The 25,650-nt window shown below is 67.3% G+C and carries 29 protein-coding genes and 1 other RNA gene; 12 read left to right on the top strand and 18 right to left on the bottom strand.

Going from position 1 to position 25,650, the window contains the following annotated elements; genetic code table 11:
• Positions 1-62: 62 nt before the first annotated feature.
• The gene (locus ACFQ2S_RS05305) at positions 63-1,793 is read right to left on the bottom strand and encodes an IlvD/Edd family dehydratase (protein ID WP_386073635.1); all 1,731 of its coding nucleotides are present in this window, start codon (positions 1,791-1,793) and stop codon (positions 63-65) included.
• Positions 1,794-2,076: 283 nt separating this feature from the next.
• Here ACFQ2S_RS05305 and ACFQ2S_RS05300 point away from each other — a divergent pair, with 283 nt between their 5' ends.
• The 3 genes from ACFQ2S_RS05300 to ACFQ2S_RS05290 all read left to right on the top strand — a co-directional run bounded on the left by ACFQ2S_RS05300 (position 2,077) and on the right by ACFQ2S_RS05290 (position 4,003).
• Entirely contained in the window at positions 2,077-3,126 is a 1,050-nt protein-coding gene (locus tag ACFQ2S_RS05300) for a LacI family DNA-binding transcriptional regulator (protein WP_386073305.1), read from the top strand.
• 141 nt (positions 3,127-3,267) lie between these two features.
• A complete protein-coding gene (locus ACFQ2S_RS05295; RefSeq protein WP_386073303.1) occupies positions 3,268-3,609 on the top strand; it encodes a hypothetical protein in 342 nt (113 codons plus the stop codon).
• Between the two features lie 190 nt (positions 3,610-3,799).
• The gene (locus ACFQ2S_RS05290; RefSeq protein ID WP_386073634.1) at positions 3,800-4,003 is read left to right on the top strand and encodes a glycosyltransferase; all 204 of its coding nucleotides are present in this window, start codon (positions 3,800-3,802) and stop codon (positions 4,001-4,003) included.
• Positions 4,004-4,167: 164 nt separating this feature from the next.
• On the opposite strand, the gene ACFQ2S_RS05285 is transcribed toward ACFQ2S_RS05290, so the two are convergent.
• From ACFQ2S_RS05285 to ACFQ2S_RS05275, 3 genes are read right to left on the bottom strand one after another with little or no spacing between them, the layout of a single operon-like run.
• On the bottom strand, positions 4,168-5,511 hold the full coding sequence (locus ACFQ2S_RS05285) for an 8-oxoguanine deaminase (RefSeq protein WP_386073302.1): 1,344 nt from the start codon (positions 5,509-5,511) through the stop codon (positions 4,168-4,170).
• Position 5,512: 1 nt separating this feature from the next.
• Positions 5,513-6,352 carry a histidinol-phosphatase gene (gene hisN, locus ACFQ2S_RS05280; protein WP_386073301.1) on the bottom strand — a complete coding sequence of 280 codons (840 nt, stop codon included), beginning with the start codon at positions 6,350-6,352 and terminating at the stop codon, positions 5,513-5,515.
• A 19-nt stretch (positions 6,353-6,371) separates the two neighbouring features.
• A complete protein-coding gene (locus tag ACFQ2S_RS05275) occupies positions 6,372-6,785 on the bottom strand; it encodes a helix-turn-helix domain-containing protein (protein WP_386073633.1) in 414 nt (137 codons plus the stop codon).
• A gap of 372 nt (positions 6,786-7,157) precedes the next feature.
• Between ACFQ2S_RS05275 and ACFQ2S_RS05270 the strand changes: the two genes are divergently transcribed.
• Complete coding sequence (locus ACFQ2S_RS05270) at positions 7,158-8,117, top strand: NADPH:quinone oxidoreductase family protein (protein WP_386073300.1); 960 nt, start codon at positions 7,158-7,160, stop codon at positions 8,115-8,117.
• Here ACFQ2S_RS05270 and ACFQ2S_RS05265 read toward each other — a convergent pair.
• A complete protein-coding gene (locus ACFQ2S_RS05265) occupies positions 8,074-8,976 on the bottom strand; it encodes a LysR family transcriptional regulator (RefSeq protein WP_386073298.1) in 903 nt (300 codons plus the stop codon). The genes ACFQ2S_RS05270 and ACFQ2S_RS05265 overlap by 44 nt on opposite strands.
• Before the next feature lie 125 nt (positions 8,977-9,101).
• On the opposite strand from ACFQ2S_RS05265, the gene ACFQ2S_RS05260 reads away from it, so the two are divergent.
• Together ACFQ2S_RS05260 and ACFQ2S_RS05255 are read left to right on the top strand one after the other, a co-directional pair.
• Positions 9,102-9,317 (top strand): DUF1127 domain-containing protein, encoded by a 216-nt coding sequence (locus tag ACFQ2S_RS05260; protein WP_386073297.1) that lies wholly within the window; start codon positions 9,102-9,104, stop codon positions 9,315-9,317.
• A gap of 136 nt (positions 9,318-9,453) precedes the next feature.
• Positions 9,454-10,230, top strand: a complete 777-nt coding sequence (locus ACFQ2S_RS05255; protein ID WP_386073295.1) for a Bax inhibitor-1/YccA family protein — start codon at positions 9,454-9,456, stop codon at positions 10,228-10,230.
• Positions 10,231-10,302: 72 nt separating this feature from the next.
• Here ACFQ2S_RS05255 and ACFQ2S_RS05250 read toward each other — a convergent pair whose 3' ends face one another.
• From ACFQ2S_RS05250 to gatC, 8 genes are all read right to left on the bottom strand, one after another.
• Positions 10,303-11,010, bottom strand: coding sequence for an NYN domain-containing protein (locus ACFQ2S_RS05250; protein ID WP_386073294.1), 708 nt, complete (start codon positions 11,008-11,010; stop codon positions 10,303-10,305).
• A 108-nt stretch (positions 11,011-11,118) separates the two neighbouring features.
• Positions 11,119-11,286 carry a 50S ribosomal protein L33 gene (gene rpmG, locus ACFQ2S_RS05245; protein WP_068113852.1) on the bottom strand — a complete coding sequence of 56 codons (168 nt, stop codon included), beginning with the start codon at positions 11,284-11,286 and terminating at the stop codon, positions 11,119-11,121.
• A 144-nt stretch (positions 11,287-11,430) separates the two neighbouring features.
• Entirely contained in the window at positions 11,431-12,147 is a 717-nt protein-coding gene (locus ACFQ2S_RS05240; protein WP_386073292.1) for a DUF533 domain-containing protein, read from the bottom strand.
• Positions 12,148-12,221: 74 nt separating this feature from the next.
• Positions 12,222-12,602: RNase P RNA component class A (gene rnpB / locus ACFQ2S_RS05235), an RNA gene on the bottom strand.
• Positions 12,603-12,613: 11 nt separating this feature from the next.
• Entirely contained in the window at positions 12,614-13,351 is a 738-nt protein-coding gene (locus ACFQ2S_RS05230; RefSeq protein WP_386073290.1) for an N-acetylmuramoyl-L-alanine amidase, read from the bottom strand.
• Between the two features lie 20 nt (positions 13,352-13,371).
• On the bottom strand, positions 13,372-14,142 hold the full coding sequence (locus ACFQ2S_RS05225; RefSeq protein ID WP_386073289.1) for a hypothetical protein: 771 nt from the start codon (positions 14,140-14,142) through the stop codon (positions 13,372-13,374).
• Between the two features lie 45 nt (positions 14,143-14,187).
• Entirely contained in the window at positions 14,188-15,675 is a 1,488-nt protein-coding gene (gene gatA / locus ACFQ2S_RS05220) for an Asp-tRNA(Asn)/Glu-tRNA(Gln) amidotransferase subunit GatA (protein WP_386073287.1), read from the bottom strand.
• On the bottom strand, positions 15,675-15,962 hold the full coding sequence (gene gatC, locus ACFQ2S_RS05215) for an Asp-tRNA(Asn)/Glu-tRNA(Gln) amidotransferase subunit GatC (protein ID WP_089231002.1): 288 nt from the start codon (positions 15,960-15,962) through the stop codon (positions 15,675-15,677). The genes gatA and gatC overlap by 1 nt, the downstream gene beginning before the upstream one ends.
• A gap of 161 nt (positions 15,963-16,123) precedes the next feature.
• Between gatC and ACFQ2S_RS05210 the strand changes: the two genes are divergently transcribed.
• On the top strand, positions 16,124-17,443 hold the full coding sequence (locus ACFQ2S_RS05210) for an MFS transporter (protein WP_386073286.1): 1,320 nt from the start codon (positions 16,124-16,126) through the stop codon (positions 17,441-17,443).
• Positions 17,444-17,543: 100 nt separating this feature from the next.
• On the opposite strand, the gene ACFQ2S_RS05205 is transcribed toward ACFQ2S_RS05210, so the two are convergent.
• Positions 17,544-18,194, bottom strand: a complete 651-nt coding sequence (locus ACFQ2S_RS05205; protein ID WP_386073285.1) for a ceramidase domain-containing protein — start codon at positions 18,192-18,194, stop codon at positions 17,544-17,546.
• Positions 18,195-18,254: 60 nt separating this feature from the next.
• Here ACFQ2S_RS05205 and ACFQ2S_RS05200 point away from each other — a divergent pair, with 60 nt between their 5' ends.
• Entirely contained in the window at positions 18,255-18,947 is a 693-nt protein-coding gene (locus ACFQ2S_RS05200; protein WP_386073283.1) for a metal-dependent hydrolase, read from the top strand.
• A gap of 11 nt (positions 18,948-18,958) precedes the next feature.
• Here ACFQ2S_RS05200 and ACFQ2S_RS05195 read toward each other — a convergent pair whose 3' ends face one another.
• Entirely contained in the window at positions 18,959-19,408 is a 450-nt protein-coding gene (locus tag ACFQ2S_RS05195; protein WP_386073281.1) for a nucleoside deaminase, read from the bottom strand.
• A 62-nt stretch (positions 19,409-19,470) separates the two neighbouring features.
• Between ACFQ2S_RS05195 and ACFQ2S_RS05190 the strand changes: the two genes are divergently transcribed.
• Positions 19,471-20,265, top strand: a complete 795-nt coding sequence (locus ACFQ2S_RS05190) for a pseudouridine synthase (RefSeq protein ID WP_386073279.1) — start codon at positions 19,471-19,473, stop codon at positions 20,263-20,265.
• Positions 20,266-20,410: 145 nt separating this feature from the next.
• Here the strand turns inward: ACFQ2S_RS05190 and ACFQ2S_RS05185 are convergent, their stop codons facing one another.
• Together ACFQ2S_RS05185 and ACFQ2S_RS05180 are read right to left on the bottom strand one after the other, a co-directional pair.
• Positions 20,411-21,190 (bottom strand): VCBS repeat-containing protein, encoded by a 780-nt coding sequence (locus ACFQ2S_RS05185; RefSeq protein WP_386073278.1) that lies wholly within the window; start codon positions 21,188-21,190, stop codon positions 20,411-20,413.
• Positions 21,190-21,513, bottom strand: a complete 324-nt coding sequence (locus ACFQ2S_RS05180) for a 2Fe-2S iron-sulfur cluster-binding protein (protein WP_089230991.1) — start codon at positions 21,511-21,513, stop codon at positions 21,190-21,192. Before ACFQ2S_RS05180 ends, ACFQ2S_RS05185 begins: the two co-directional genes overlap by 1 nt.
• Positions 21,514-21,634: 121 nt before the next feature.
• Between ACFQ2S_RS05180 and ACFQ2S_RS05175 the strand changes: the two genes are divergently transcribed.
• The 3 genes from ACFQ2S_RS05175 to ACFQ2S_RS05165 all read left to right on the top strand — a co-directional run bounded on the left by ACFQ2S_RS05175 (position 21,635) and on the right by ACFQ2S_RS05165 (position 23,652).
• Positions 21,635-22,036 carry an OB-fold nucleic acid binding domain-containing protein gene (locus ACFQ2S_RS05175; RefSeq protein WP_386073275.1) on the top strand — a complete coding sequence of 134 codons (402 nt, stop codon included), beginning with the start codon at positions 21,635-21,637 and terminating at the stop codon, positions 22,034-22,036.
• 137 nt (positions 22,037-22,173) lie between these two features.
• The gene (locus ACFQ2S_RS05170) at positions 22,174-22,728 is read left to right on the top strand and encodes a peptidoglycan-binding domain-containing protein (RefSeq protein ID WP_386073273.1); all 555 of its coding nucleotides are present in this window, start codon (positions 22,174-22,176) and stop codon (positions 22,726-22,728) included.
• 381 nt (positions 22,729-23,109) lie between these two features.
• Positions 23,110-23,652, top strand: coding sequence for a hypothetical protein (locus ACFQ2S_RS05165; RefSeq protein WP_386073271.1), 543 nt, complete (start codon positions 23,110-23,112; stop codon positions 23,650-23,652).
• Between the two features lie 461 nt (positions 23,653-24,113).
• On the opposite strand, the gene ACFQ2S_RS05160 is transcribed toward ACFQ2S_RS05165, so the two are convergent.
• Complete coding sequence (locus ACFQ2S_RS05160; protein ID WP_386073269.1) at positions 24,114-25,562, bottom strand: Do family serine endopeptidase; 1,449 nt, start codon at positions 25,560-25,562, stop codon at positions 24,114-24,116.
• Between the last annotated feature and the right edge of the window lie 88 nt (positions 25,563-25,650).

The raw sequence follows: 25,650 nt of genomic DNA, 5'->3' as shown, positions 1-25,650 counted from the left end.
CCCGAAACCGGTGGAGGGAGCGGCGGATTGCGTGGGCCGGGTCCTGCCCGGCCCCAGCAGGATCAGTGGTTGTTGCGCAGCGCTTTGGTGCGGGCGATGGCGCGGTATTCCGGTGCGCCGTCGAGCACCATGCCTTCGGCGAAGGGCCGCACCTTCTCGCGGAAGAGCGCCTGCCACGGGCTCTGGCTCTCCGGCGTTATGGCGTCAATGATGGTCTCCATCCCGGCACGCCGCGCCTCCCATTCGGCCGCGTCGACCAGAGCGTTCACGGTGCGGGCGTTGAGGTCGACCCGGATGGTGTCGCCATCCTTCAGCAGCGCCAGACCGCCGCCCGCCGCCGCTTCGGGCGAGGCGTTCAGGATCGAAGCCGAGCCGGAGGTGCCGGACTGCCTGCCGTCCCCGATGCAGGGCAAGGCGGTGATGCCCTGCTTGATCAGGTAGGAGGGCGGACGCATGTTCACGACCTCGGCACCGCCCGGGTAGCCGATCGGCCCTGCCCCGCGCATCACCAGGATGGTCCGGTCGGTGAGCCCGAGGCTCGGGTCGTCGATCCGGTGGTGGAAATCCTCCGGCCCGTCGAACACCGCGACGGGCCCCTCGAAGGCATTCGGATCGTCCGGGTTTTCGAGGTAGCGGGTGCGGAATTCCTCGCCGATGGCGGAGGTTTTCATGATCGCGCTGTCGAAGAGGTTCCCCGAGAAATTCAGGAAACCGGCATGCGCCACCAGAGGATTGGCCGGCGTCCGGATCACGTCGGTGTTGGTGATGGCGGAGACGCGATAGATTTCGCCGATGGTCTTGCCGGAGACGGTCAGCGCGTCCGGATGCGGCAGCATGTCGTTGCGCAGCAATTCCCCGATCACCGCCGGCACGCCGCCGGCATGGTGGAAATCTTCCCCGAGGTATTCGCCGACCGGCTGCATGTTCACCAGCAACGGCACCTCGTAGCCGAATTTCTCCCAATCGGCATTCGTCAGCTCCATTCCGAGATGCCGGGCGATGGCGTTGAGGTGGATCGGCGCGTTGGTCGAGCCGCCGAGGGCCGAACAGATGACGATGGCGTTCTCGAAGGACTTGCGGCTCATCACCTGGTCGGGGTTCAGCTCCTCGTGGACCATGTCGACGATCCGCCGCCCGGTCTCGTAGGCCATCTGGCCGCGCTCGCGATAGGGCGCGGGGATTGTGGCGGCGCCGGGCAGCTGCATTCCGAGCGCCTCGGCCAGGGAGTTCATCGTGCTGGCGGTGCCCATGGTGTTGCAATAGCCGTTGCTGGGCGCCGAGGAGGCCGCGATGCTGAGGAACTCGTCCCCGTCGATCCGACCGGCCGCCAGTTCCTGCCGCGCGTACCAGATGACACTGCCCGACCCGACCCGCTTGCCCTTGTACCAGCCGTTCAGCATCGGGCCGACCGAGAAGGCGATGGCTGGAATGCCCACGGTCGCCGCCGCCATCAGCAGCGCCGGCGTGGTCTTGTCGCATCCGATGGTCAGCACCACGCCGTCGATCGGGTAGCCGAACAGCGATTCCACCAAGCTCAGGTAGGCGAGGTTGCGGTCGAGCATGGCCGTCGGCCGCTTGCCCGTTTCCTGGATCGGGTGGACCGGCACCTCGAGCGGCACGCCGCCGGCGGCGATGATCCCGTCGCGGGTCCGCTTGGCCAGTTCGAGGTGATGCCGGTTGCAGGGGCTCAGGTCGCTGCCGGTCTGCGCGATCGCGATGATCGGCTTGTCGGAGCGCAGCTCCTCCTCGGTCAGCCCGTAGTTGAGATACCGCTCAAGGTAGAGCGCCGTCATCTCGAGATCGTCGGGATTGTTGAACCACTTGCGGGAGCGCAGGTCTTTTTTCTTCTCGGTCACGTCGGGATCCTCCGGGGATCTGGGAAATGCCAGGAAAGGCGACCCGGACATCGCCAGCGCTGTCTCGGCCGAACCGACGGCGCCTCTGGCGAGTTCGAGCGCGGGACCCTCCCCATGTCGGGCGGGGATCCCCACCCTTCGGCTGATGAGCTCCGGAGTAATGACAGCGCTGTCATTAGTCAAGCTTCCCCGGCTCCAAATTTGGTGCTAGACCATCCCCATGCCTGCGAAAACCAAGCATTCCAATCGGGTTACGCTCGATGATGTCGCCCGGGAAGCCGGTGTTAGCGCCATCACGGTTTCCCGCTGCATCCGTGCGCCCGAAAAGGTTGCCGCGCCCTCCCGGCTGCGAATCCAGGCGGCGATCGACAGGCTGGGCTATGTGCCCCACATGGCGGCCTCGGCGCTGGCGTCGCGGCGGACCAACGTGCTCGGGCTGATCGTGCCATCGGTGACCAACTCCGTTTTTTCCGACGTGCTTCTCGGCGTCTACGACGCGATCGAGACGACGGGCCTGTCGGTGCAGATCGCCAATTCGCGCTACAGCCCCAGCGAGGAGGAGACGCTGATCCGGACCTTCCTGGCCCAGCGGCCCGCCGGGCTGATCGTGTCCGGCGTGGACCAGACCCCGACCGGGCGAGCCTTGCTGGAAGCTGCCGACTGCCCGGTCGTGCAGATCATGGACGTAACGGACGATCCGATCGACATGCTCGTCGGTTTCTCCCATTTCGACTCGGCCGCCAGCGTCGTCCGGCACTTCATGGAACAGGGCTACCGGCGCCCGGCGATCCTCTCGGCCCGGATGGATCCACGCTCCCAGGTCCGCGTTTCCGGGTTCCGCCGCGAGGCAGAGCGGCTCGGTATCTTCGATCCCCGCCGGGTGGTGACCACGCAGGGCCGCTCCTCGGTCGGCACGGGATGCCAGCTCTTCGCCGACCTGATGGCCCGCGCCCCCGACGCCGATTGCGTGTTCTGCAACAACGACGACCTCGCGCTTGGAGTCCTGTTCGAGGCCGCGCGGCGCAACATCCGCGTGCCGGAAGCGCTCGGCGTCTGCGGCTTCAACGACCTCGAGATCAGCGCCTACGTGAACCCGTCGCTCACAACCGTCGCCACCCCGCGCTACCGGACCGGGCAGGAAGCGGTGCGCCTCGTCGCGGTCGCCCTTGGCCCCGGGGTGGAGGAGGCCGAGCGCCACCTGCGCCTTGAGGCCAAGCTCGTTGTTCGCGCCTCCAGCCAGCCCGGCTGGACAGGCCCGACCGCCCCCTGATCTTCCCGGCATCGAGGTGGGCCGACGTTGCCCGATGCGTACGAACTCGCCAAAAGACCTTGGGCAGGCTTCCGCAGGGTTGCTCCATTGGGGGTCCGACAGGGTCTCGTCATGTGGAATTCGCCCGATGGAGTGTGTTCAATGCCCCTCGACGAGGGAAGTTCGCCGGCCTGCCCGGCGCCGCAGGCCGACCGCACGCTTCGAGTGACCATCCGCGCCGCCTGCCCCTTCCCCGCCCGGCGCGGCAAACCGATCCGCGTGGAACGCCAGACCGAGGCCTTGGTCGCGCCAGGGCATGACGTCGAACTGGTGACCTACCACCTCGGCGAAACGGATCGGGCACAGACCTACCGCATTCTCGGCGGCCACTGGACCGGCACGCTGTCTCCTGGCCCGGAACCGAAAAAGCTGTTGTGGTACGATCCTTCCCTAGTCAAGGTCCTTCGACGCACGGACGCGGAACGGCCGCCCGACGCTGTCTAAGCGCACCATTTCGGGGGCGTGCTGGTTGCAGCGGCGGCTCGTGGCAAACGCTCGATCCAGCCACCCGGATCTGCGGATCAAGGTCTACTCGAACGCCAGCTTCGCCTCACATGGCCGGCCTGCCGGGTTCCTCGGGGTTGCCGAAGCTGAGGATGTGTAGTGTGATGAGTTCACCGCCCAGCCCGGCCACCTGGCCCGGTGCGCGCTGCCTCGGCCCCGTTATGATGACGGCATCCCCAAGAGACTTGCTCAACACACGGCCGCGGGCATATCCATCGTCGCACTCCAGGGCTCGGCGAAGGTGCTGGGCGACGGCCGCACCGGCATGGTCGTGCCGAATGGCAACGTCGACGCCTTTGCCGAAGCCCTTGTCACCCTCTCGAAGCAGCCCTAACTGGCCGAGCGCCCCGGCGCCAATGCGCGCGCGGATGTGCTGGGCAGGATGACCGGGAAAGCGGCTGCACCGCGATGCCAATCCGTCTTCGACAGCCCTCCAAACGGAGGTAGGCGTTGCTCTGCCCGAGCCGCCGGATCTCTCGCCACAGCCCCGGTGACGGGTCATTCCCCGTTCGCAAGCCCCCTGGCCAGCCTGTTCGCCTCGGCTGACACTTCGCGCGCGTCGGCGGTTGCCAGCTGACCGCCCGCGACAACGCGGCGCCCCTCGACCAGCAGGTCACGCACTCGGCGCGGCCCCGCAAGCAGCAGCGCGACCGGATCCCAAGAGCCCGCCGCGTCGAGTCCGGAGAGATCCCAGACCGCGACATCGGCCCGACGGCCGACCTCGAGCGCGCCGCAATCCGCCCGACCGAGCACGCCGGCCCCGCCAAGCGTCGCGACCTCCAGCGCCTCCCGCGCCGACATCGCATCCGCGCCGCGCGCCACCCGCTGCAGCAGCATCGCGGTCCGCGCCTCGCCCACGAGGTCGCCTGCATCGTTGCTCGCCGAACCGTCGACCCCGAGGCCCACAGGCACGCCCGCGTCCCGCATGGCCCGCACCGGGGCGATGCCGGAGCCGAGCCGGCAGTTGGAGCAGGGGCAGTGCGCGACGCCGGTGCGGGTCCGAGCGAACAGATCGATCTCCTTCCCGTCCAGCTTCACGCAATGGGCATGCCAGACGTCGTCGCCAGTCCAGCCCAGTTCCTCGGCATATTGCCCGGGCCGACAGCCGAATTGCGCGAGGGAATAGGCCACGTCCTCGTCGTTTTCCGCCAGATGGGTGTGCAGGCGCACGCCCTTCTCCCGGGCGAGGATCGCCGCGTCGCGCATCAGCTCCCGGCTGACCGAAAAGGGCGAACAGGGCGCAAGGCCGACGCGCACCATCGCGCCGTCAGACGGGTCGTGGAAGGCATCGACCACCCGTTCGCAATCGGCGAGGATCGCCGCCTCTCGCTCCACCAGGCTGTCCGGCGGCAGGCCGCCGGCGCTCTCGCCAATCGACATCGCCCCCCGGGTCGGGTGAAACCGCAACCCGATCTCCGACGCCGCCTCGATCGTGTCCTCGAGCCTGGCTCCGTTGGGGAAAAGGTAGAGATGGTCGGAACTCATCGTGCAGCCGGAGAGCGCAAGCTCTGCAAGGCCGAGCCGCGCCGAGGCGCGCATGTGCTCCGGCCCCATCCGGGCCCAGATCGGGTAGAGTGCGCGCAGCCAGCCGAACAGCAGCGCATCCTGCGCCGCGGGCACCGCTCGGGTCAGCGTCTGGAACAGGTGGTGATGGGTGTTGACCAGCCCCGGCGTGACGAGACAGCCCGACGCATCCAGCGTCTCCGCCCCGTCGAGGGGGAGCCCGGTGCCGATCTCCGCCACTACCCCGTCCCGAAGCCGCAGGTCCGCGCCCCGCAACACCCGCCGCCCGGCATCCATCGTCACCAAGTGGTCGGCGTTGCGGATCAGAGTGTGGGTCACATCAGCCTCCGTTCAGGACCGACAGCGCGGCGGCGTGGATCTCGGGGTTGGCCGCCGCGAGCACGCGGCCGCCGCCGTGGGCCGGACCGCCCTCCCAGTCGGTGACGACCCCACCCGACGCCTCGATCACGGCAATCGGCGCGCAGACGTCGTATGGATGCAGCCCCGCCTCGATCACGAGATCGATCTGGCCGAGCGCCACGAGGCCATAGGCATAGCAATCCAGCCCGTAGCGGGTCAGCCGTGCCTGTTTCGAGACCCGTTCGAAGGCGGCGCGTTCCTCGGGCGTGCCGACCTCGGGAAACGTGGTGAAGAGGGTCGCCTGATCCAGCGGCCGCGGCCCCCGCGCGCGCAACGCCTGCGTCGACCGCAGCCCTGTCAGCTGCGCCCGCCCGAGCCCGCCTTCCCAGCGTTCGCCGGTGTAGGGCTGGTCGATCACGCCATAGACCGGGCCGTCGGAATCGTTGAGCGCGATCAGCACGCCCCAGGTCGGCGCGCCGGAGAGGAAGGCGCGGGTTCCGTCGATCGGGTCGAGCACCCAGGTCAGACCGCTGGTGCCGGGCCTGTCGGCGAATTCCTCGCCGAGGATCCCATCCTGCGGACGCCGCTCCGCGAGCACAGCCCGCATCGCTTCCTCGGCGGCGCGGTCGGCCTGTGTCACCGGGTCGAAGCCCGCATCGTCCTTGTTGTCGGCGGCCAGTCCGGCGGAGCGAAAGAAGGGCAGTGTCGCATCGCGGGCGGCATCGGCCAGCGCGGCGGCGGCACCCCGGATCTCGGCGTCGAGCGCCGCGTCGCCCAAGGTTGTCCTGCCGGCGGCTTGCGGGTGATTGGGCTGGGTCATGCTGGCTCCCGAACTGATGTCAGACGCCGGTGTGACCTCCGGCAGAGGCGCGGTAGCCGTCCGTGGCCGGACGGTCAAGCGGCGCGCTCAGAACCCGCGCGAGATCGAAAAGCCGGCGCCGCTGGTTCTCTGGGATCGCGTAATACGAGCGCAACAATTCCAGCGCTTCCCGGTCGGACATCACGTCCGTCCCGGCAAAAGCCTCATCGGCAGTCCTCTCCATACCCTCGAAGAAGGACGACACCGGGACAGAAAGCGCGACCGCGATATCCCAAAGGCGCGAGGCGCTCACCCGGTTCGCGCCGGTTTCGTACTTCTGGATCTGCTGGAATTTGATGCCGACCTTCTCGGCCAATTGCTGCTGCGTCATCCCGGTCAGCCAGCGGCGGTGTCGGATACGTTTTCCAACATGAATATCGACTGGATGAGTCATGGCTCCTCCCCTAACCATCTGAATTTGCAAACTGCTCGCGTCAGCGCCCCCCCCCGGGATCGCGCGTCGCAGCAATCAGGACGGACTTCTCGTCCCAACCCGCTTCGAATGAACATATTCTTTTTTCAATCAGCCACAACTTTTGCGGGAGTGACGAAACCGATTGGCGGATCCTTGCCACTCACTCGTCTACCTTGGGCTGATCTTTGCAATCTGCAACTCAACCTGCCTTTGCAAACGGTTGCAAAGGCCTGCCTTGATGGCCCGCGATCAAAATGGCGGCAGCGACCGGACGCCGCGTCCCGAAAACCGGCGGTTTCGCAGGGGGCCGTCGCCGCCTAGTCTGCCGCGAGACTCGACAGGGAGCCCCGGATGCGCGCCTACCAGATCGCCAGCTACGACACGCCACCAGAACTGGTGGACATCGACCTGCCGCCGCCCGCGACGGGAGAGGTTCGCCTCGCGATCAAGGCCTGCGGCCTGAATTTCGCCGATCTCCTGCTGGCGCGGGGACGCTACCAGGAACGGCCGGAACCGCCTGTGACGCTTGGCATGGAGATGGCCGGCCGGGTCGAGGCGCTAGGCTCCGGCGTTACCACTCTTGCGGTGGGCGACCGGGTGGCTGTGTATAACGGACAAGGCGGACTGGCCGAGGCTGCGAATGTCCCGGCGGAGCGCTGCGTGCGCCTGCCCGATGCGATGAGCGCCAGCCATGCCGCGGCCTTTCAGGTGGCCTATGGCACGTCACATGTTGCGCTCGAGCACAAGGCCCGGCTGCAGGCCGGCGAACGGCTGGTGGTGACCGGCGCCGCCGGCGGCGTCGGCCTGACAGCGGTGGAGATCGGCGCGCTGATGGGGGCGGAAGTCATCGCCATCGCCCGCGGCGCCGAAAAGCTCGACATCGCGCGCAAGGCCGGGGCGCGCCACCTGATCGACTCCGAAAGCCCGGAGATCCGGGAGCAGATCAAGGCGCTCGGCGGCGCCGACGTCGTTTACGAGGCCGTCGGCGGCGATCTCTTCACCCAGTGCTTCCGCGCCACAAACCCCGATGGCCGCATCCTCGCCATCGGCTTCGCCAGCGGAGACGTGCCACAGATCCCGGCCAATCACCTGCTGGTCAAGAACCTCAGCGTCATGGGCCTCTACTGGGGCGGCTACCTCGCCTTCCGCCCCGAGGTACTGACCGGCTCGCTGGCCCGGCTGTTCGAGTGGTATTCAGAGGGGCGGCTGCACCCGCAGATCAGCCACCAATTGCCGCTGGAGCAGGCCGGCGAGGCGCTCGACCTGCTCAGGCAGCGGAAGTCGACAGGAAAGGTCGTTGTGACGATGTGACAAACCCGTCGCTGCGATAGGCCTGCCGCACCAGATCGACCAGCGCATCTTCCGCCCGCCCGCGTGCGAGTTCGGAAACATAGAGGTTGATCGAGTAGCTCGGCAGGTCCGGGAGCCCCCCATTGTGTTCGATCCGCTCCAGGAACGGCGGCTCGGTGCCTTCCAGCATCACCGAGACCGCGAGGTCCGCGCGGACCGTGGCCTCGATGGTGCGGTCCGATTCCGATTCGACGGCCATCTCCCAAGAGATCGCGCAGCGCTCCATGGCGCGGATCCCGGCCGCGCGGAACATGCATTGCCGCCCCGAGCCGAACCGCAGCGGCCGCTGGCGCCAGCAACTTCCACCCCGCGCCCCGATCCAGGTGAGCGGCTTTTCCGAAAGCACCTCGGCGCCCTCTCCATGGCCACGCTCCGTGGTGAGGATCAGCGCGAACTTGCCCTTCCCGAACTGGTCGAGCAGGTGCCGAGAGTAGGAGGAGACGAGGTTGACCCGGACCCGCGGGAAAGCGGCATTGAAGCGTCGCAGGATCTCGGGAACATGCGGGTAGACAATATCATGCGGCACGCCGAGCATGATCTCGCCGCCATAATCATGCGCCGTGAGCCGGTCCACCGCCTCGTCATTTATCGCCAGCATCCGCCGCGCGTAGGACAGCAACTGTTCACCGGAGGACGTCAGCGAGACGCCCCGGCCCGAGCGGTCCAGAAGCGACACATCCAGCGCCTCCTCCAGACGCTTCAACTGCATCGACACGGCCGATTGCGTCAGGTTCAGCACCCCGGCCGCGCGCGTCACGCCCCCCTTGTCGGCAACGGCCACGAAGGAGCGCAGGGAGGTCAGATCCAGGTTGCGAGGCATTCATCACGATCCTTGATGCATTCGTTCAAAAACATTCGTTTCACTAATGCACCACAGACTGCCATATGGATCAAGAGAATTGATAGCCCGACAGGCTGGGTTCACAAAATGTTAAGGAGACTGCGATGAGCACGCACAGCACGAACACGCCGTTCCTCGGCACCATCCGCCCCGAAGGCATGTTTCGCCAGATGATGAACATGTTCGCCTTGCACCGCCAGCGCCGCGATCTCGCAATGCTTGACGACCGCGCATTGGATGACATCGGCATCAGCCGTTACGAAGCCCAGATCGAAGCAGCGCGCCCGGCATGGGACGTGCCGCAGCACTGGCTGGGCTGAACCTGCAGAATCGGGCGATCCCCGACCATTCCGGTCGGAGAAAGACTTGAAATGCAGACACCGCGCGACGATATTTCCGTTTAAAGAGCGCTCGTCTGCCCGGCGGGCGCTTTTCGGGACATAAACGGAGGTACCAATGGCTCAATTCGACACGATCCGGACTGCGGGCGTCGCGGGCGCACGCGCGGCCCAGATCGACGAGGGTCTTCGCGCCCACATGAACAAGGTCTACGGCACGATGTCCGTAGGCATGATTATCACCGCCCTGGCGGCGTGGTCGATTTCCGGTCTGGCAGTCTCGTCGGTTCCGAGCGCCTATCAAATTGGCGCCGACACCTACCTGACCAGCTTTGGCGCCGCGATCTACGCTTCGCCGCTCAAGTGGCTGATCATGTTCGCGCCGCTGCTGTTCGTGTTCGGTTTCTCGGCAGGCATCAACCGAATGTCGGCCGGTGTGGCGCAGGTGGTGTTCTATGCCTTCGCCGCCGTGATGGGCCTGTCGCTGAGCTCGATCTTCCTGGTCTACACCTCGATGTCGATCGCCCAGGTCTTCTTGATCACCGCCATCGCCTTCGCAGGCCTGTCGCTCTGGGGCTACACCACCAAGAAAGACATTTCCGGTTGGGGCAGCTTCCTGATCATGGGCGTGATCGGCCTGATCGTGGCTTCGATCGTGAACATCTTCCTCGCCTCCTCGGCGATGATGTTCGCCATCTCCGTGATCGGCGTTCTCATCTTCGCGGGCCTGACCGCCTACGACACCCAGAACATCAAGAACACCTACATCCAGATGGCCGTGCATGGCGATCAGGAGTGGCTCGGCAAGGCCGCCATCATGGGCGCCCTGAGCCTCTACCTGGACTTCATCAACATGTTCATGATGCTGCTGACCCTGTTCGGCAACCGCGAGTAACGGCAAGCATATCGAAAATGACCAAAGGCCGGGCAGTTGTCCGGCCTTTTTCATTATGGGGATGCGCCGCCACTAGTGGCCGTTGAAACCTTTGGGCAGGAATCGCACCTTCGCACTTGGTCCGGGGGGATCGAGCGCGAACAGCTTGCCGCGCTGGACGAAGTACCTTCGCCAGGTGCGCTCGGGCAATTCGCTGATCTTCACTCCGAAATCCCGCGACATCCTTACACCCAGGGTCTTCAACTCCATGCCCTGTCCGCCAGTGCTGTTTGTGGCAATCAGGTCACGGATCTGCAGATCACGCTCCGAAGGGCCCTCCTCGCATTTCGGATTTGACCTGACGGGTTGCGCAAGGACAGGAGACCCGGCTTTTATCTCGTGAAACCTCGCGCAGGACCTCCGGAAGCTTTCGGGCGCCTTGGCCTCGCCGATCCCAAGAACGGCAACGCCCCGCTCGCGGAGATGCTGCGCGAGATGGGTGAAGTCCCCGTCCGAACTTACCAGGACCACCGTGCCGCAGACCCCGGCAAAGGCGATCTCCATCGCCTCGATGCAAAGCAGCATGTCGGTGGCGTTCTTGCCCCGGCCTGAGTGCACCATGCGCAGACCGGGGACGGCATCCCATTTCGGAAGCTTGCAGGCATCCCCGTAGACGCGCAGGATGCGCAGCTCTCCCGCCATTCGCGCAAGACGGAGGATCTCCGGCGCATGGTCGGCGGAGATGTTGTCGCCGTCGATCAGCAGGGCGACAGGGCCTGAATGGGATGAGACGGACACCATGCGCGGAGCCTGCTCGCCCAACGCGGCGGAAGTGTGGAAAAGCGGTGCAAAACGCAAGAAGCCGCCCGGTTGCCCGCGCGGCTCCATACGGCCTCGAAAGGGCAGATCTTACTTGATCTTGCCTTCCTTGTAGTCGACGTGCTTGCGCGCAACCGGGTCGTACTTACGAACGACCATTTTCTCGGTCATCGTGCGGGCGTTCTTCTTGGTCACGTAGAAGTGGCCGGTGCCGGCGGTCGAGTTCAGCCGGATCTTGATCGTGGTGGGCTTAGCCATCGCTTCGGTCTCCTGTAACGGACGGTCCCGCCCGTGAAATCTGAAGCTGGCTTTCTAAGCCTTACCGGGCGTCTGTCAAGCCGAATCAAGGCATAGCGCGCCCGGGCGGATGGCGATATCGAGCCGCCCGCCCGGGATGTCGGGTCAGGCGCTCTTCAGCGGGGCGATACCAAGCTTGGCGTGGATCGCGTCCCGCGCCTCATCGCTCAACTGAAGCGCAGCCGCGAGGTTGCGCAGGTAAGCACGCTCGGCCTCCGTGTCGATGCTGATCGCCGAGAGCGAGGTCGAATAGACGGTCTCGCGGGCGGAATCCGAGGTGGCCGAGGCTAGGCTCGCGATGTCGAGGGGTTTCTTCAGTTCTTCCAGCACGAAGGCGCGTTCGTCCTCGGAGGCGTCCTTGAGATGCTCCATGATCGCGGCCTGCTCGTCGGGGGTGATTTGGCCGTCCGCCTTGGCAGCCATGATCATGGCCTTGAGCATCAGCTTGGCCTGCTCTTCCATCAGCGGGCCGGCGGGTGTGTTGCCGAAGATCGCCTCCATCATTTCCGCCGATTGCTTGGAGCCGGCCTCGGCGGCGCCGCGCATGGTGTTCATCAGGCTGCCCAGCCCGGCGGTGGTCGCCTCGGTGGCCTGGGCGGTGGCGGTTCCCATCTGCCCGAGCATCTCCTTGACCCGCGCGGAGCCGCCCGGAATGCCGAATTGCTCCGCCATCTTGCCGAGCTGTTCGGCGGCCGGGCTGTCGCCGGCGCCCTTCAGCATGTCCTGCATCCCGGCCATGCCGCCGGATTTCTGGTATTTCTGGTAGCCTTTCGTGGCGGCGACACCGACAGCGACGGCGGCAAGCGTCTTGATGAAACTCATTTCTGGCTCTCCCTGATCTATGTGCTGAAAACCTAGCACCGGATTCGTGACAGGAGAACAACAAGCTGAGAGAGGCGCGCGGACGGCCTGTAAGCCGGATTCTGTCCGGGGGGCGAGCCCCCCTGGATGACCATTCCTCTCGGCCCGCCGTTGCCGACGGGCTCAAGCTGCCTACCCGACCTGCCTGGGGCTGAAGCGGCCCCGGGGACAAGCCCCGCGGAGGTCCTATGTGGCATTGCTCCCGGTGGGGCTTGCCGTGCCGGTGCTGTTGCCAGCCCCGCGGTGGGCTCTTACCCCACCGTTTCACCCTTGCCGCGCAAGCGCGGCGGTCTGTTCTCTGTGGCGCTTTCCGTCGGGTTGCCCCGCCCGGGCGTTACCCGGCACCGTTGCTTCAGGGAGTCCGGACTTTCCTCGTCCCCGGCTCGCACCGGGACCGCGGCCATCCAGCCATCCACGCCCAGCTGACCTATGCAGTCACCGGGGCGCGGTCAATGGGAAAGCGGTGGGCGAGGTCCATGGCCAGCGCCAGATCTGCCGCTTGGAACGATCCTGTGGCCCAGGGACGGAAGCGGCTTCGGAAGGCTGCGAGCAGCGGGGCCGTCTCGACCTCATCCGGGTAGCCGAAGGCCACCAGCGCCGCGCGGAAGGCCGCCTCCTGCGGCGCCGGGGCGCCTGCGTCGACGGCGGGGGGAGCGGCCACCTCGGGGGCACCGACCCCCTCGCCGGCCGCGCCGGCCTTCGGCCAGCAGGCCAGCCCACCGATCGCAAGCCGTCGCCAGTCGAACCGTGGGCCGGGATCGAGCTTGCGCGCCGGCGCCATGTCGGAATGGGCGATCACCCGGTGCGGCGCGATCCCCCATCGCTGGAAAATCTCCGGCAGCAGGCGCTCGAGCGTGGCCATCAACGGCTCCGAGAACGGGGCATCGCCAGGATTGTCGAGCTCGATCCCGATGGAATGGCTGTTGACGTCCGCCCTGCCGCCCCAGCTTCCGGCACCGGCGTGCCAGGCGCGTTCGGCCTCGTCCACCAGGCGCCAGCAGCGCCCGTCCCGCCCGATCAGGTAGTGACAGGAGACCTCCGCCTCCGGGTCACAGAGCCGCTCCAGCGCCGCCTCGGCGCTCGCCATCGCGGTGTAATGGAGAACGACCATGTCCGGCAGAACGCCGCCCCGGCGCGGGCCGACGTTGGGCGACGGCGCCTGCATGCAGCGCTCCACAGCCGCGCTCAGCGGCCGACGGCGCGGCGGAACGGCTCCGGGTTCCAGCCGCAGGCAAATCCGTCGCCGTCCGGGTCGATGCCGTAGCGGTCGCGCTCCGGTCCGCCGGCGTTAAGGAAGGCACGCTGGGCCACGTCGGGCGACGGGTACTTGGCACAGTTGCGCGTGGCCTTGCTCTGGCTCGGAAGCGTCCGCATGTAGGCCTGACGCCCGACCGGGTTGGTTGTCTGCAGGGCATAGGCGACGATGTCGGGCCCGGTATCGCCGGGCCGGCTCGGCACGGCCGCCGGTGCGACGACCTCGCGCTGTGCCCGCTGCTGGGCGATCCGATCCGCATCGCTCTGGATGCTCTCGCGGGAGGCGACGGCGCTGAAGTCCTGCTCGTCCGAAATCCCGGGGTTGCTTCCGCCCACATAGGCCGCGCCGGCGGCCGTTGCGGCCAGGGGCGCGCCCGGCGCAGGGGTGATGACCGCGCTGCCGGCCGGAGCAGGCGTGATGGCGGCGCTGCCGGGAGCTGTCTGCGCCGAACCGATCCCGGCGGCGGCGAGATCGGCGGAGGTCACGCCGGTCGAGGGCACCGCGGTCGGAGAGGGCGCGCCGGTGGCTTCCGGAGCGCGCACCGTGGTCGTGCCCGACAACTGCGCGTTCCGCGCGGCCCGCTCCTGGGCCATCTGGGATTGATACTCGGAGTAACTTCCGAAACCGACCCCGGCCCCACTGTCGGGAACCTGGGGTTCACATGCCGCAAGCGAGAGGATCGCCACGACCGGGAAGGCCATTCGCCTCATCTTTTCATACCGCCCGTCATTGCCTTTCGAGGCAGGCTACCACCAGCGTGCCGGTTTGGCCACAAACCCGGCCGCATCCTCGAGGGTCTGCGCAACATTGAGAAGCGCCCCCTCTTCCCACGGCTGGCCGATCAGCTGCAGCCCCAGCGGCAGGCCGGACGAATCCACGCCGGTCGGCACCGAGATGCCGGGCAGGCCGGCGAGGTTCACCGTCACCGTGAAGACGTCGTTGAGATACATCTGAACCGGATCGGCATCCGCCATCTCGCCCAGTCCGAAGGCCGCCGACGGCGTGGCCGGCGTCAGGATCGCGTCAACCCCACTCGCGAAGGCCTCGTCGAAGTCGCGCTTGATGAGTGCGCGCACCTTTCGTGCGCGGTTGTAATAGGCATCGTAGAAGCCGGCGGAGAGCACGTAGGTGCCGACCATCACGCGGCGCTGCACTTCGGCGCCGAAGCCCTCGGCGCGGGTTTTCTCGTACATCTCGGTGATGCCGTCGCCCTGCGCCAGCTTGGCCCGGTGGCCGAAGCGGACCCCGTCGTAGCGGGCGAGGTTGGACGACGCCTCGGCCGGCGCGATGACATAATAGGTCGGCAGCGCGTACCTGGTGTGCGGCAGCGAGATATCGACGATCTTGGCGCCGGCGTCGCGCAGCATGTCGGCACCGTCGGCCCAGAGCTTCTCGATCTCGGCCGGCATGCCCTCCATCCGGTATTCCTTGGGAATGCCGATGGTCTTGCCACGGATGTCGCCGGTGATCGCGGCCTCGAAATCCGGCACCGGGATGTCGGCCGAGGTGCTGTCCTTCGGATCGTGCCCGGCCATGGCGCGCAGCATGATCGCCGCGTCGCGGACCGACTTGGTCATCGGGCCGGCCTGGTCCAGCGACGAGGCGAAGGCGACAATGCCCCAGCGGGAACAGCGCCCATAGGTCGGCTTCAGCCCGGTGATGCCGGTGAAGGCGGCAGGCTGGCGGATCGAGCCGCCGGTATCGGTGCCGGTCGCCGCAAGGCAGAGATCGGCCGCAACGGCCGAGGCCGAACCGCCGGACGAGCCGCCCGGAGTCAGCGCGGTCTCTTCGTTGCCGCGCCGCCAGGGGTTCACCGCGTTGCCGTAGCAGGACGTCTCGTTGGACGAGCCCATGGCGAATTCGTCCATGTTGAGCTTGCCCAGCATGATCGCGCCGGCCTGCCAGAGCTGCGTGGTGACGGTCGACTCGTACTGCGGCTTGAAGCCCTCGAGGATGTTCGACGCGGCCTGGCTCGGCACACCCTGGGTGCAGAACAGATCCTTGATGCCCAGCGGAATGCCGCACATCGGGTTCTCCGCCCTGCCCTGGATGCGGGCATCGGCGGCAGCGGCCTGTTGCAGGGCCAGTTCCGGGGTCTTGTGCACGAAGGCGCCGAGCGCATCGGCTTTCTCGATCTCGGCGAGGCAGGCCTCGGTCAGCTCGGTCGCGGTCACGTCACCGGCGCGCAGCCTGTCGCGGGCCTCGGCAATCGTCAGCTTGGTCAGTTCGGACATCATTCAACCACCTTCGGCACGGCAAAGAAGCCCTCGCGGGCGTCGGGCGCGTTGGCGAGCACCTTCTCCTGGTATCCGCCGTCGGTCACCTCGTCGACACGACGCTTCAGCCGCATCGGCGTGACCGAGGTCATCGGCTCCACGCCGTCCACGTCCACTTCGTTCAGTTGCTCGATGAAGCCGAGAATGGCGTTGAACTCGCCGGCGAGCGCGGGCAGCGCGTCTTCCTCGACCTTGATACGGGCGAGCTTGGCCACGCGGCGCGCGGTTTCGGTGTCGATCGACATGGGGCCTCCGGGGTCGGGCGGATGATCGCGACGGGTTTATCCCCGGCCCGCGCGGGCCGCAAGCCGCAGACGCGCGAGCCCGCGCGCTTTCACCGCGCCGGCTTGCCTCAGAGCGCCCGGCAGCGCTAGCCTTGGCGGCAGGTATCGCACCGAGACCCGAAATGCTTGCCATCCTCGCAAACCGCACCTACCGCCACCTCTTCGCGGCCCAGGTCGTCGCGCTGCTCGGAACCGGGCTGGCCACGGTCGCGCTCGGCCTTCTGGCCTATGACCTGGCCGGGCCGCAGGCGGGCATGGTGCTGGGCACCGCTCTCACCATCAAGATGATCGCCTATGTGACGGTCGCCCCGGTCGCCGGCGCTCTCGCCGCCTGCTGGCCGCGCCGATGGCTGCTGGTGTCGCTCGACCTGCTCCGCGCCGCCGTGGCGCTGGCGCTGCCCTTCGTCTCCGAGATCTGGCAGATCTACCTTCTCGTCCTGGTGCTGCAAGCCGCCTCCGCGGCCTTTACCCCGAGCTTCCAGGCGACGATCCCCGACGTACTACCGGACGAGGCCGATTACACCCGCGCGCTGTCGCTCTCGCGCCTCGCCTACGACCTGGAGTCTCTGCTTTCCCCACTGCTCGCGGCCGCACTGCTGACGCTGGTGAGCTTCGACACGCTCTTTGTTGGCACGAGCGCCGGATTCGCCGCCTCCGCCATGCTCGTCCTCTCCGTGATCCTGCCCGCGCCGGCCCCGACCCGGCGCCGCAGCCTCTACGACGCCACGACCCGCGGCCTGAGGATCTACCTCAACACGCCCCGCCTGCGCGGACTGCTGGCGCTCAACCTCTCCGCCGCGGCGGCCGGCGCGATGGTGATCGTCAACACCGTGGTTCTCGTCCGCGGCCCGCTCGGACGCGGAGAGGGGGCAGTGGCCCTGGCGCTCGCCGTCTTCGGTGCAGGCTCGATGGTCGCCGCGCTGGCCCTGCCGCGCCTGCTGGACCGCCTTCCCGACCGCGGCGTGATGCGGGCGGGCGCCGGTTTGACGACCGCCACCCTTTTCCTTCTGGCACTGGCGGTTGCGGCGCGGGGCCTGTCCTGGCCCATGCTTCTTCTGGGGTGGCTGGCGATCGGCCTTGGCTACTCGGCCGTGCTGACGCCCTCCGGCCGGCTGCTGCGCCGCTCCTCCCACCCCGAGGACCGCCCGGCCGTTTTCGCCGCCCAGTTCGCACTCTCTCACGCCTGCTGGCTCGTCACCTACCCGTTGGCCGGCTGGCTGATGACCCGGTTCGGGGCGGTGACCGCCCTCCTCGTGCTCGCCACCCTCGCCGCCACAGGGCTGGCAGTCGCCAGCCGGATCTGGCGACCGCATGCCCCGCGCGACATCGCGCATAGCCACGACGACCTTCCTCCCGATCATCCGCATCTGCAGGGCGAAGGACCGCACCGCCACACCTACGTGATCGACGATCACCACCGCCACTGGCCCCAACCCGGCTGACGAACCGGGGAAAACCGCCCCGCGCGCGTCAGCGCGCGCCACGCCCAACAGGGCGAGACGCACCAGCGGCGCGCCCTGGCGGGAGCCCCCCCGGGCCGCCTCAGCCGCGCGCGCCGTGCCGCCGCAGCACTTCGATCATCCAGCCGAGCATCACTGCGTTGAGCAGGTGCCACAGGAAATGGGTCCCCCACGGGAAGCCGGCGCAGACCGCCTCGTCGACCGAACGGAACGCGAGCGAGACCACCAGCACACCGGCCCCGATCGCCAGTCCCCGCGCCGTCGCCGGAGCGCGCGACCGCAAGGCCACGGCATAGGCGGCGATCAGCAGCGGCACCGGCCAGTAGGCGGCGGACACCTCGAAGAACGGCAAGGACTGGAAGAGCGGCACGGTCAGAGCCGCGAACGGAAGAAACGCGGCCATGCCCAACAGGGACCAGGCCACAGGCAAGCCCCAGAACACCCGGTTCGCCGCATATATGTAGAGGAGGATGAATATCCCGATGGGGGTGGTGTCGGCAATCGCGCCCCAGACCGTCGCATGGGTATGAAACAGGTAGGACCCGATCCCGATCGCCGCCAGCACCAGAACCAGCGCCCGGGCAAGCGGCGCCTCCTCGCCTCGCAGCCGCCGCCACATGATCCAGGCCGCCAGCAGGAACGCCGCGTTCGTGACAGCATTCACCGGCTCCGACCAGTAGGTGAAATCGGTGCGCTCGCAATAGCCGTCTACCTGGCGCAACAAGTCTTCCATTCATCCCGCTCCCGAGTACCCTTGTCCCAGGCACATGGCGTCCATCGCGGGAGGAATCAAATGAAGATCACCTGGCTCGGCCATTCCGGCTTTCGCATCCAGATCGGGGACCAAGTGCTCCTGGTCGATCCCTGGTTCACCGGCAACCCGGTGTTTCCCGCCGACCGGCGGGCCGAGGCCATCGCCGGCGCAACCCACATCCTGCTCACCCACGGCCACGGCGACCACGCCGGCGACGCGCAGGGCCTTGCCACCGAACTTGGCATCCCGGTCTGCGCCATCCACGAACTGGCAAGCTGGCTCGGCGCCGAGGGGGTCGAGGCCATCGGCTTCGGCAAGGGCGGCACGATCTCGCTCGGCGATGTCCAGGTGACGATGGTCAACGCGGTCCATTCGGCCTCGATCGACTTCACCGGCAAGGGCCTCCTGCCCGCCGGCTCGGAAGCCGGCTTCATGATCTCGGGCGAGGGCCACAGGATCTACGTAACCGGCGACACCGACGTGATGGCGGACATGGCGGTGATGGCGGACCTCCACGCGCCCGACATCGGCATCCTCTGCTGCGGTGGCCATTACACGATGGACATGGCGCGCGCCGCCTATGCCGCGAAGAAGTTCTTCGATTTCAAGGTTGTCATCCCCTGCCACTACCGCACTTTCCCGCTGCTTGCCCAATCCGCCCAGCCGCTGGTGGACGCCCTGCCCGGCTTGGACGTCAGGACGCCCGAGGTGATGGAGACCCTCGACTTCTGATCCGACCGGGATCAGCGCCGGGCGGCAAAGAACGCCTTCAGCAGCTGCTCGGACTCTGCCGCCGCGATCCCGTCGTAGACCTCGGGCACGTGGTGGGCCTGCTCATGGGTAAAGATCCGCGGCCCCTGCGCCACGCCGCCCGATTTCGGGTCGGACGCGCCATAGTAGAGCCGCGCGATCCGGGCCGCCGAGATGATCGCCGCGCAGGCCGGACAGGGCTCCAGCGTCACATAGAGCGCGTGGCCCGGGAGCCGCTCCGACCCCGCCGCGGCACAGGCCGCCCGGATCGCCAGCACCTCGGCATGGGCCGAGGGGTCGTGTAGCTCCCGCATCCGGTTTCCGGCCCGCGCCACCACCCGGCCCGACGGATCGACCACCACCGCACCCACGGGCACCTCGCCGCGCTCTCCGGCAGCGCGGGCTTCCTGCAGGGCTGTCTCCATGTGGCTGGTAAAGCTCATGGACCTCCCCTGCCCTGTGCGTGCGCCCTTGTCCAGCCCGCCGCGCCAGCGTATCCGGAGCCATGACCGACACACCCCAGCCCCCGAAGGATGGCGAACGCATCGCCAAGGTGATCGCCCGCTCCGGACGCGCCTCCCGCCGCGAGGCCGAAACCCTGATTGCCGCCGGACGCGTTACGGTGAACGGCGCCACGATCACGAGTCCCGCCCTCAACGTCACTCCGTCCGACCGGGTCTCCGTCGACGGTCAGCCGCTCGCCGAAGCCGAACAGCCGCGCCTCTGGCTCTATCACAAGCCCGCGGGTCTGGTAACGACAGCCAAGGACGAGAAAGGCCGCCAGACGGTCTTCGATGCCCTTCCCGAAGGCATGCCGCGCGTGATGTCCGTGGGTCGGCTGGATATCAACTCCGAGGGTCTGCTTCTGCTGACCAACGACGGAGCCATCAAGCGCCGCCTCGAGCTGCCTTCGACCGGTTGGGTCCGCAAGTACCGTGTCCGGATGAAGGGCGCCCCGGACGACACAACCTTCGAGCCGCTGCGAAAGGGTCTGGTGATCGAGGGCGAACGCTTCCAGCCGATGACCGTCACGCTCGACCGCCAGCAGGGGGCCAATGCCTGGGTTACCGTCTCCCTCCGCGAGGGCCGCAACCGCGAGATCCGCCGCGCCATGGAAGCCGTCGGCATGGTGGTCAACCGGCTGATCCGTATCAGCTATGGCCCCTTCCGACTGGGCGACCTCAAGCCCGGCGAGGTCGAGGAAATCAAGGGCCGGGTCCTGCGCGACCAGCTCGGCCTCGACAAGGAGTTCAAGCCCGCCGCCGCTCCGAAGAAGAAACCGCAACGTCGCCGGACCTGACCGTTCGCCGGGGCGCCATCTGTCTGAAGATGTCCCCGCCGAAGGCACGATCTTTCGTCCGAAAGATCGCCCCGCGCGCTTTGCGCGCGGCCCGGCCCAACGGGAGGAGACGCATCCGCGATGCGTCGACGACGGGCGGGAGCCCCTAGCCCCCGCACTCCATAGCCGCGGCGAAGCCCGCACCGGTTGCCGGAAGACCGAGATCCCGAAGCACCAGTTGCCCACCGGCAAGGGTGGCCGTCACCACACGGGTCCAATCCGCCGACGCCAGCACCATCTCCGGCCCGTTGCCACAGTCACGCAGGCCGCCCGAGATACGGCTCTCGCCGATCCGGTGGTTGGTCACACCTTCGACCGCGGCGATCTGCTCCAGCCCGCCATCCTGATACCGCCAGACGCGCAGCACCCTCGCAAGGTGAGGACGGTCCACATAGGCCAGTTCCACCGCGCCGTCGCCATCGAGATCGGCGATGCCGACCGGCGCCAGCCAGCGGTTGCGCGTCCCGATCGGCGGCGTGGAGATTAGCCTGCGACTCGACAGCTCCAGCACCGCGAGCCGTGCGCCCCGACTGCGGTCGGAAATCACTATGACGACCTCCGGTGCCCCGGCGCCGTCCACCTGCGCGACCCGCGGCGCGATGTCCTCGATAATCTGACTCTCTGGAACGACCATCGAGATCGCGGTCTCGCCGAGCGCTGCACGCCCCCGCGGTCCAAGCTCGACCCGCAGCGTGTCCCACTCGGGCGTGCCGCCCAACACGTCATGTCCGTAGGCGGGTCGTCCAGGCTGGGTAACGTCGTAACAGGCGCGGGTCACCCAGGCGCCGTCGCCCTCGGCGCACCCCACAGCGGCCACCGAGGGGCCGGCAAGGACGAGCCCCGCGAGGGCAACGGAAAGGCAGAGGCCGATCCGGCCGGCCCGCATCAGATCTGCTTTTCGGGCAGCTGGACGACGAGCCCGTCCATGTCGTCGGTCACCTTGATCTGGCAGGTCAGGCGCGACAGGCCCGGCTTGGTCTCATAGGCGAAATCCAGCATGTCCTCTTCCATCGCCTCGACCGCCGGCAGGCGCTCGCTCCATTCGGCGGGGATATAGGCGTGGCAGGTGGAGCAGGCACAGGCGCCGCCGCAATCGGCGTCGATCCCGGGAACGCCATTGTCGCGCGCACCCTCCATCACGGTCAGGCCGCTGGCGACCTCCACGACATGCTCCTTCCCCGAATGCTCGATGTAAGTGATCTTGGGCACGAAACTGGTCCTTCTAGCTGCCGGTCGGTTGGCTTACGCCGCTGACATAGGCCATCCGCACCGGCAATGCCAGTCAGGACGCCGGCTGGACAAGCGGCACGAATGTTCGATACTTGTTCTCATGCCCGACCGCCTGCCGCACCCTCCCCCACCGCACCCGGACAGCTGGCCTCGCCCGCCCGCCTGCATTCCCGCGGCCGAACTCGTCCGCCCGCCGGACGGCGCGCGGGTCGCCGTCGCGGGGCTGGTGCTGGTGCGACAGCGGCCCGGCACCGCCAAGGGGGTGATCTTCCTCACGCTCGAGGACGAGACCGGCACCTGCAACGTGGTGGTCTGGGCCAAGCTCTACGAGCGCTACCGCCGCGCCGTGATCGCCGGGCGGCTGTTGCGGGTGACCGGGCGGTTGCAGAGGGAGCAGACGGTCGTTCACGTGGTCGCCGAGCAGATCGAGGACATCTCGCCGATGCTCGACCTCCTGCTGACACCGGGCTTCGATATCGATGCGCATGCCGGCACGCCCTGATCACGTCTGCGCCGCACCCGTCACGTTTTCTCGCCAGCGCCCGGAAACAGGCGCGCAATCGGCTTGCTCCCGGACGCCAAGCCGCTAGCCTTCCGCCCCGTCCTGATGCCGCCGCCGGGAGCCACGCGCCGCGCCCCATGTCCCAGCCCTTCCGCTTTCATATAGTCGGTGCCCTCTTGCTGGCGGCCTGCGCCCCGACCGGCCGGCAACCCGTGATCGACCCGCTGGACGGACCGCCACAGATCGCCTCCTTCGGTGCCGAGGGTCCGGAGAACGCCGCCCCCGGCACCTGTTGGGGCCTCGAGGAGATCCCGGCCATGTTGGAGACAATCACCGAAGAGGTCGTCCTCACCCCAGCAGAGCTTGGAGCCGACGGCGAGATCCTTGTCCCCGCTCGCACCGAGACGCGGAGCCGACAGAAGATCGCCGAACCACGCCGCGAAATCTGGTTCGAAACTCCCTGCCCCGCCTCCCTTACCCCGGACAACGTGGCGACGCTTCAGCGGGCCCTCGCCGCGCGCGGCCTCTACGAAGGACGGGCCACCGGGTCGCTCGACGCGGACACGCGCAACGCCATCCGCCGTTTTCAGCAACCGCTCGGCCTGGACAGCTCGGTCCTCTCGCTCGCCGCAGCCCGTCGCCTCGGCCTCGTCACCATCGATGCGCCTGAGGCCAAAGGAACAGCCGACTGAGATCTGTGCGAAAACCGCAGAAGCTGTCGCTCTGAGCCGGAAATCTGGCGCCACAAGCCCTCACCCGAGATAAAAAACCAGACACGTGCGCTCTCGGTTTCTTGAGGTCCCGTGGAGGAACCGCGGCCGGCAACCGACTGAAACACCTTATGTTCCCGCCATGGATTCCGGAAACCGCTCAGAAACATGGACCCTGTTCGCACAATGAGTCCGACAAGGGCAATCGAGCGTCCGTGATGTGCCCCCATGCACAGAAGTCTCTCAAATTTCTCAGACTTCCGAATTTTCATGGCGTCCCCCATCTCCGGTTCTCAGCCAGCGACGACACCGCCGGCGAAACTGAAACGAGAAACCTCTGACGACCCCAGGAAAGGGAACACAATGAAACGCTTTGCACTGACCACCGCCATCGCCCTCGCAATCGCCTCTCCGGTTCTGGCCTCCGACCAGCTGGCCGCTTCTGCCGGCGTGGAGCCCGGCGTCTACACGACCAACGAACTGATCACGCTGATCGCAGCCAAGGAGAAAGGCGACTGGACCGTCGTCAACGCGATCCTAGACGGCAACCTGACCGACAATTCCGGCGACGATCGGACCTCTGCCGGCCATGTGCAGCTGGCCGAGTCGCTGGGCGTGAACCCCGCTGCCTACGCGACGAACGAGCTGGTGGAACTGCGCAGGGCCACCGAAGAGCAGGACCAGAGCCGCGTCAATTACCTGAAGGACAATGGTGCCGACTCGAATGCTGGCAGCGCGACCTTCTCGACCCGCAACAGCTCCTTCTCCGCGGGCCATCTGCAGCTGGCAGAGGCGCTGGACGTGAACCCCGCCGACTTCTCCACCAACGAGCTGATCCAGCTCAAGCGTGCCAAGGAAGACGGTGACCAGGCCGAAGTGCGCTACATCCTGCAGAATGCCGGGTAATACCTCGGCCGCAAGACCCATATCCTTTCAACAGAGGGCGCTGGCAATGACTGCCGGCGCCCTTTCCTCATGTTCGCCCCGCATTTCCCGCCTGGAGGGCCGTCGCCGACCGCCACCCTTACGGCCTGGACGTCGAGGGCAGATGCGCCCGGAGCTGTCGCGCCCCGACCTCCGGTTCCCGGGCTGAGTCCGACGGCACTCAGCCCTGTCGTTCGGGACGGGCAAGCGCCGGGGTGATCTCACGCGATGCCGACCATTCGACCCCGCGCGGTTGCTCGACCTCTGTGGATTGACGGAAGAAAGCAGCTGCGGTCTTACCGGAGACCGCTCCAACGCACTACGACTGGCCAATCGGCAAACGGGCGAGAGCGACGTGATGCAACGCCCCCTCGCACAAGGAAAAGGGCGCCGGCATTGGCTGCCGGCGCCCTTGCGCTCCTCACTGCGTGGAGGCGGAACGGTTACTGTTCGACGTTGAGCGCGACGAACCGCGGCTCGCCTGCACGACGGACCAGAAGAAGGATCGACCGGCGCCCGGCATCGCGGGCTTCCTGAAGACGATCTTCCATGTCCTGGATCGAGGCGACCTCGATCTGGCCCGCCTGGGTGATGATATCGCCGGCGCGAAGGCCCTTTTCATAGGCCTCGCTCATCTCGTCGACTTCCTTGACAAGCAGGCCGGAGGCATCGCTCCCCAGGTCCATCTCGGCGGCCAGTTCATCGGTCACGGCCGTGATGGTCAGCCCGAGGATCTCCGCATCCTGCGGCTCGGCATCGGGTGCCTCGGCGATGGCCGGAACCGCGCCCTCGGCGGTCTCTCGGCGGCCAAGCGTCACCAGCAGGGTCTCGGTCTTGCCGTCGCGGTAGACCATCATCCGGACCGACTTGCCGATCTCGGAATTACCCACCTGGCGCACCAAACCCCGCGTGTCCGCCACGTCGACGCCGTCGAAGCTGACGATCACGTCACCGGACTGGACACCCGCCTCGGCCGCCGGCCCCTCGGGCACATCGGTCACGAGCGCACCGCGGGCTTCCTCGAGCCCCATGGCCTCCGCCACGTCTTCGGTCACATCCTGAATGCGCACGCCGAGCCAGCCACGGCGGGTCTCGCCATATTGCTCGAGCTGCGCGATGACGTTCTGGGCCACCCGGCTGGACATGGCGAAGCCGATGCCGATGGAGCCGCCGTTGGGCGACAGGATCGCCGTGTTCACACCGATCACATCCCCATCCATGTTGAACAGCGGGCCACCGGAGTTGCCGCGGTTGATCGCGGCGTCGGTCTGGATGAAGTCGTCATAGCTGCCCGAGAGCGCCCGGCCGCGAGCCGAGACGATCCCGGCAGAGACGGAGAACCCCTGACCGAGCGGGTTGCCCATGGCCATGACCCAGTCTCCCACGCGGGATTCGTCGGAATTGCCCCAGGAGACGAAGGGCAGCGGCTCGTCGGTCTCGACCTTGAGCAACGCCAGGTCGGTGTTCGGGTCGGTGCCGATCACTTCGGCCGGCAGCTCTTCGCCGGAGTAGAACTCGATGGTGATCTCGTCGGCCTGTTCGATGACGTGGTTGTTGGTGACGATGAAGCCGTCCTCGGAGATCACGAAGCCGGATCCGAGGGCCGAGGAGCGGCGCGGGCGGTTCGGGGCGTCGCCCGGACCGTTGCGCTCCATGAAGTCACGGAAGAAATCCTCGAAGGGCGATCCTTCGGGCACCACCGGAGCATCGCCGTGCGGGCCGCCGACCGTTGCAACCGTCGTCGCGGTGGTAATGTTCACGACCGCGGGACTGACCTTCTGGGCCAGGTCCGCGAAACTCTCCGGAGCGCCGCGCGCCTGGGCGCCGAGCGCTTGGGCTATCAGGAGCGTCAGGGCCAGAAGCACGCCGCCCGTGACTCGGGCGATGGCCATGCGGCCAGGCTCTCTGGAGGTGGAAATTGCAAGAGACGTCACTCGATTTTCCTTTTTCCTGTCAGCCCGCAGGTGAAGCGGGCAATTG

This window comes from Tropicimonas aquimaris (assembly GCF_042676185.1).
Classification (GTDB): domain Bacteria; phylum Pseudomonadota; class Alphaproteobacteria; order Rhodobacterales; family Rhodobacteraceae; genus Tropicimonas; species Tropicimonas aquimaris.
This window is presented reverse-complemented; position numbering and strand designations above follow the sequence as displayed.

Coding starts and splice junctions, on each gene's coding strand:
- ACFQ2S_RS05305 (WP_386073635.1), bottom strand. CDS start 1,793: ATGACGGCGCTCTACCTTGAGCGGTATCTCAACTACGGGCTGACCGAG.
- ACFQ2S_RS05300 (WP_386073305.1), top strand. CDS start 2,077: ATGCCTGCGAAAACCAAGCATTCCAATCGGGTTACGCTCGATGATGTC.
- ACFQ2S_RS05295 (WP_386073303.1), top strand. CDS start 3,268: ATGCCCCTCGACGAGGGAAGTTCGCCGGCCTGCCCGGCGCCGCAGGCC.
- hisN (WP_386073301.1), bottom strand. CDS start 6,352: ATGACCCAGCCCAATCACCCGCAAGCCGCCGGCAGGACAACCTTGGGC.
- ACFQ2S_RS05275 (WP_386073633.1), bottom strand. CDS start 6,785: ATGACTCATCCAGTCGATATTCATGTTGGAAAACGTATCCGACACCGC.
- ACFQ2S_RS05270 (WP_386073300.1), top strand. CDS start 7,158: ATGCGCGCCTACCAGATCGCCAGCTACGACACGCCACCAGAACTGGTG.
- ACFQ2S_RS05265 (WP_386073298.1), bottom strand. CDS start 8,976: ATGCCTCGCAACCTGGATCTGACCTCCCTGCGCTCCTTCGTGGCCGTT.
- ACFQ2S_RS05260 (WP_386073297.1), top strand. CDS start 9,102: ATGAGCACGCACAGCACGAACACGCCGTTCCTCGGCACCATCCGCCCC.
- ACFQ2S_RS05255 (WP_386073295.1), top strand. CDS start 9,454: ATGGCTCAATTCGACACGATCCGGACTGCGGGCGTCGCGGGCGCACGC.
- ACFQ2S_RS05250 (WP_386073294.1), bottom strand. CDS start 11,010: ATGGTGTCCGTCTCATCCCATTCAGGCCCTGTCGCCCTGCTGATCGAC.
- rpmG (WP_068113852.1), bottom strand. CDS start 11,286: ATGGCTAAGCCCACCACGATCAAGATCCGGCTGAACTCGACCGCCGGC.
- ACFQ2S_RS05240 (WP_386073292.1), bottom strand. CDS start 12,147: ATGAGTTTCATCAAGACGCTTGCCGCCGTCGCTGTCGGTGTCGCCGCC.
- ACFQ2S_RS05230 (WP_386073290.1), bottom strand. CDS start 13,351: ATGCAGGCGCCGTCGCCCAACGTCGGCCCGCGCCGGGGCGGCGTTCTG.
- ACFQ2S_RS05225 (WP_386073289.1), bottom strand. CDS start 14,142: ATGGCCTTCCCGGTCGTGGCGATCCTCTCGCTTGCGGCATGTGAACCC.
- gatA (WP_386073287.1), bottom strand. CDS start 15,675: ATGTCCGAACTGACCAAGCTGACGATTGCCGAGGCCCGCGACAGGCTG.
- gatC (WP_089231002.1), bottom strand. CDS start 15,962: ATGTCGATCGACACCGAAACCGCGCGCCGCGTGGCCAAGCTCGCCCGT.
- ACFQ2S_RS05210 (WP_386073286.1), top strand. CDS start 16,124: ATGCTTGCCATCCTCGCAAACCGCACCTACCGCCACCTCTTCGCGGCC.
- ACFQ2S_RS05205 (WP_386073285.1), bottom strand. CDS start 18,194: ATGGAAGACTTGTTGCGCCAGGTAGACGGCTATTGCGAGCGCACCGAT.
- ACFQ2S_RS05200 (WP_386073283.1), top strand. CDS start 18,255: ATGAAGATCACCTGGCTCGGCCATTCCGGCTTTCGCATCCAGATCGGG.
- ACFQ2S_RS05195 (WP_386073281.1), bottom strand. CDS start 19,408: ATGAGCTTTACCAGCCACATGGAGACAGCCCTGCAGGAAGCCCGCGCT.
- ACFQ2S_RS05190 (WP_386073279.1), top strand. CDS start 19,471: ATGACCGACACACCCCAGCCCCCGAAGGATGGCGAACGCATCGCCAAG.
- ACFQ2S_RS05185 (WP_386073278.1), bottom strand. CDS start 21,190: ATGCGGGCCGGCCGGATCGGCCTCTGCCTTTCCGTTGCCCTCGCGGGG.
- ACFQ2S_RS05175 (WP_386073275.1), top strand. CDS start 21,635: ATGCCCGACCGCCTGCCGCACCCTCCCCCACCGCACCCGGACAGCTGG.
- ACFQ2S_RS05170 (WP_386073273.1), top strand. CDS start 22,174: ATGTCCCAGCCCTTCCGCTTTCATATAGTCGGTGCCCTCTTGCTGGCG.
- ACFQ2S_RS05165 (WP_386073271.1), top strand. CDS start 23,110: ATGAAACGCTTTGCACTGACCACCGCCATCGCCCTCGCAATCGCCTCT.
- ACFQ2S_RS05160 (WP_386073269.1), bottom strand. CDS start 25,562: ATGGCCATCGCCCGAGTCACGGGCGGCGTGCTTCTGGCCCTGACGCTC.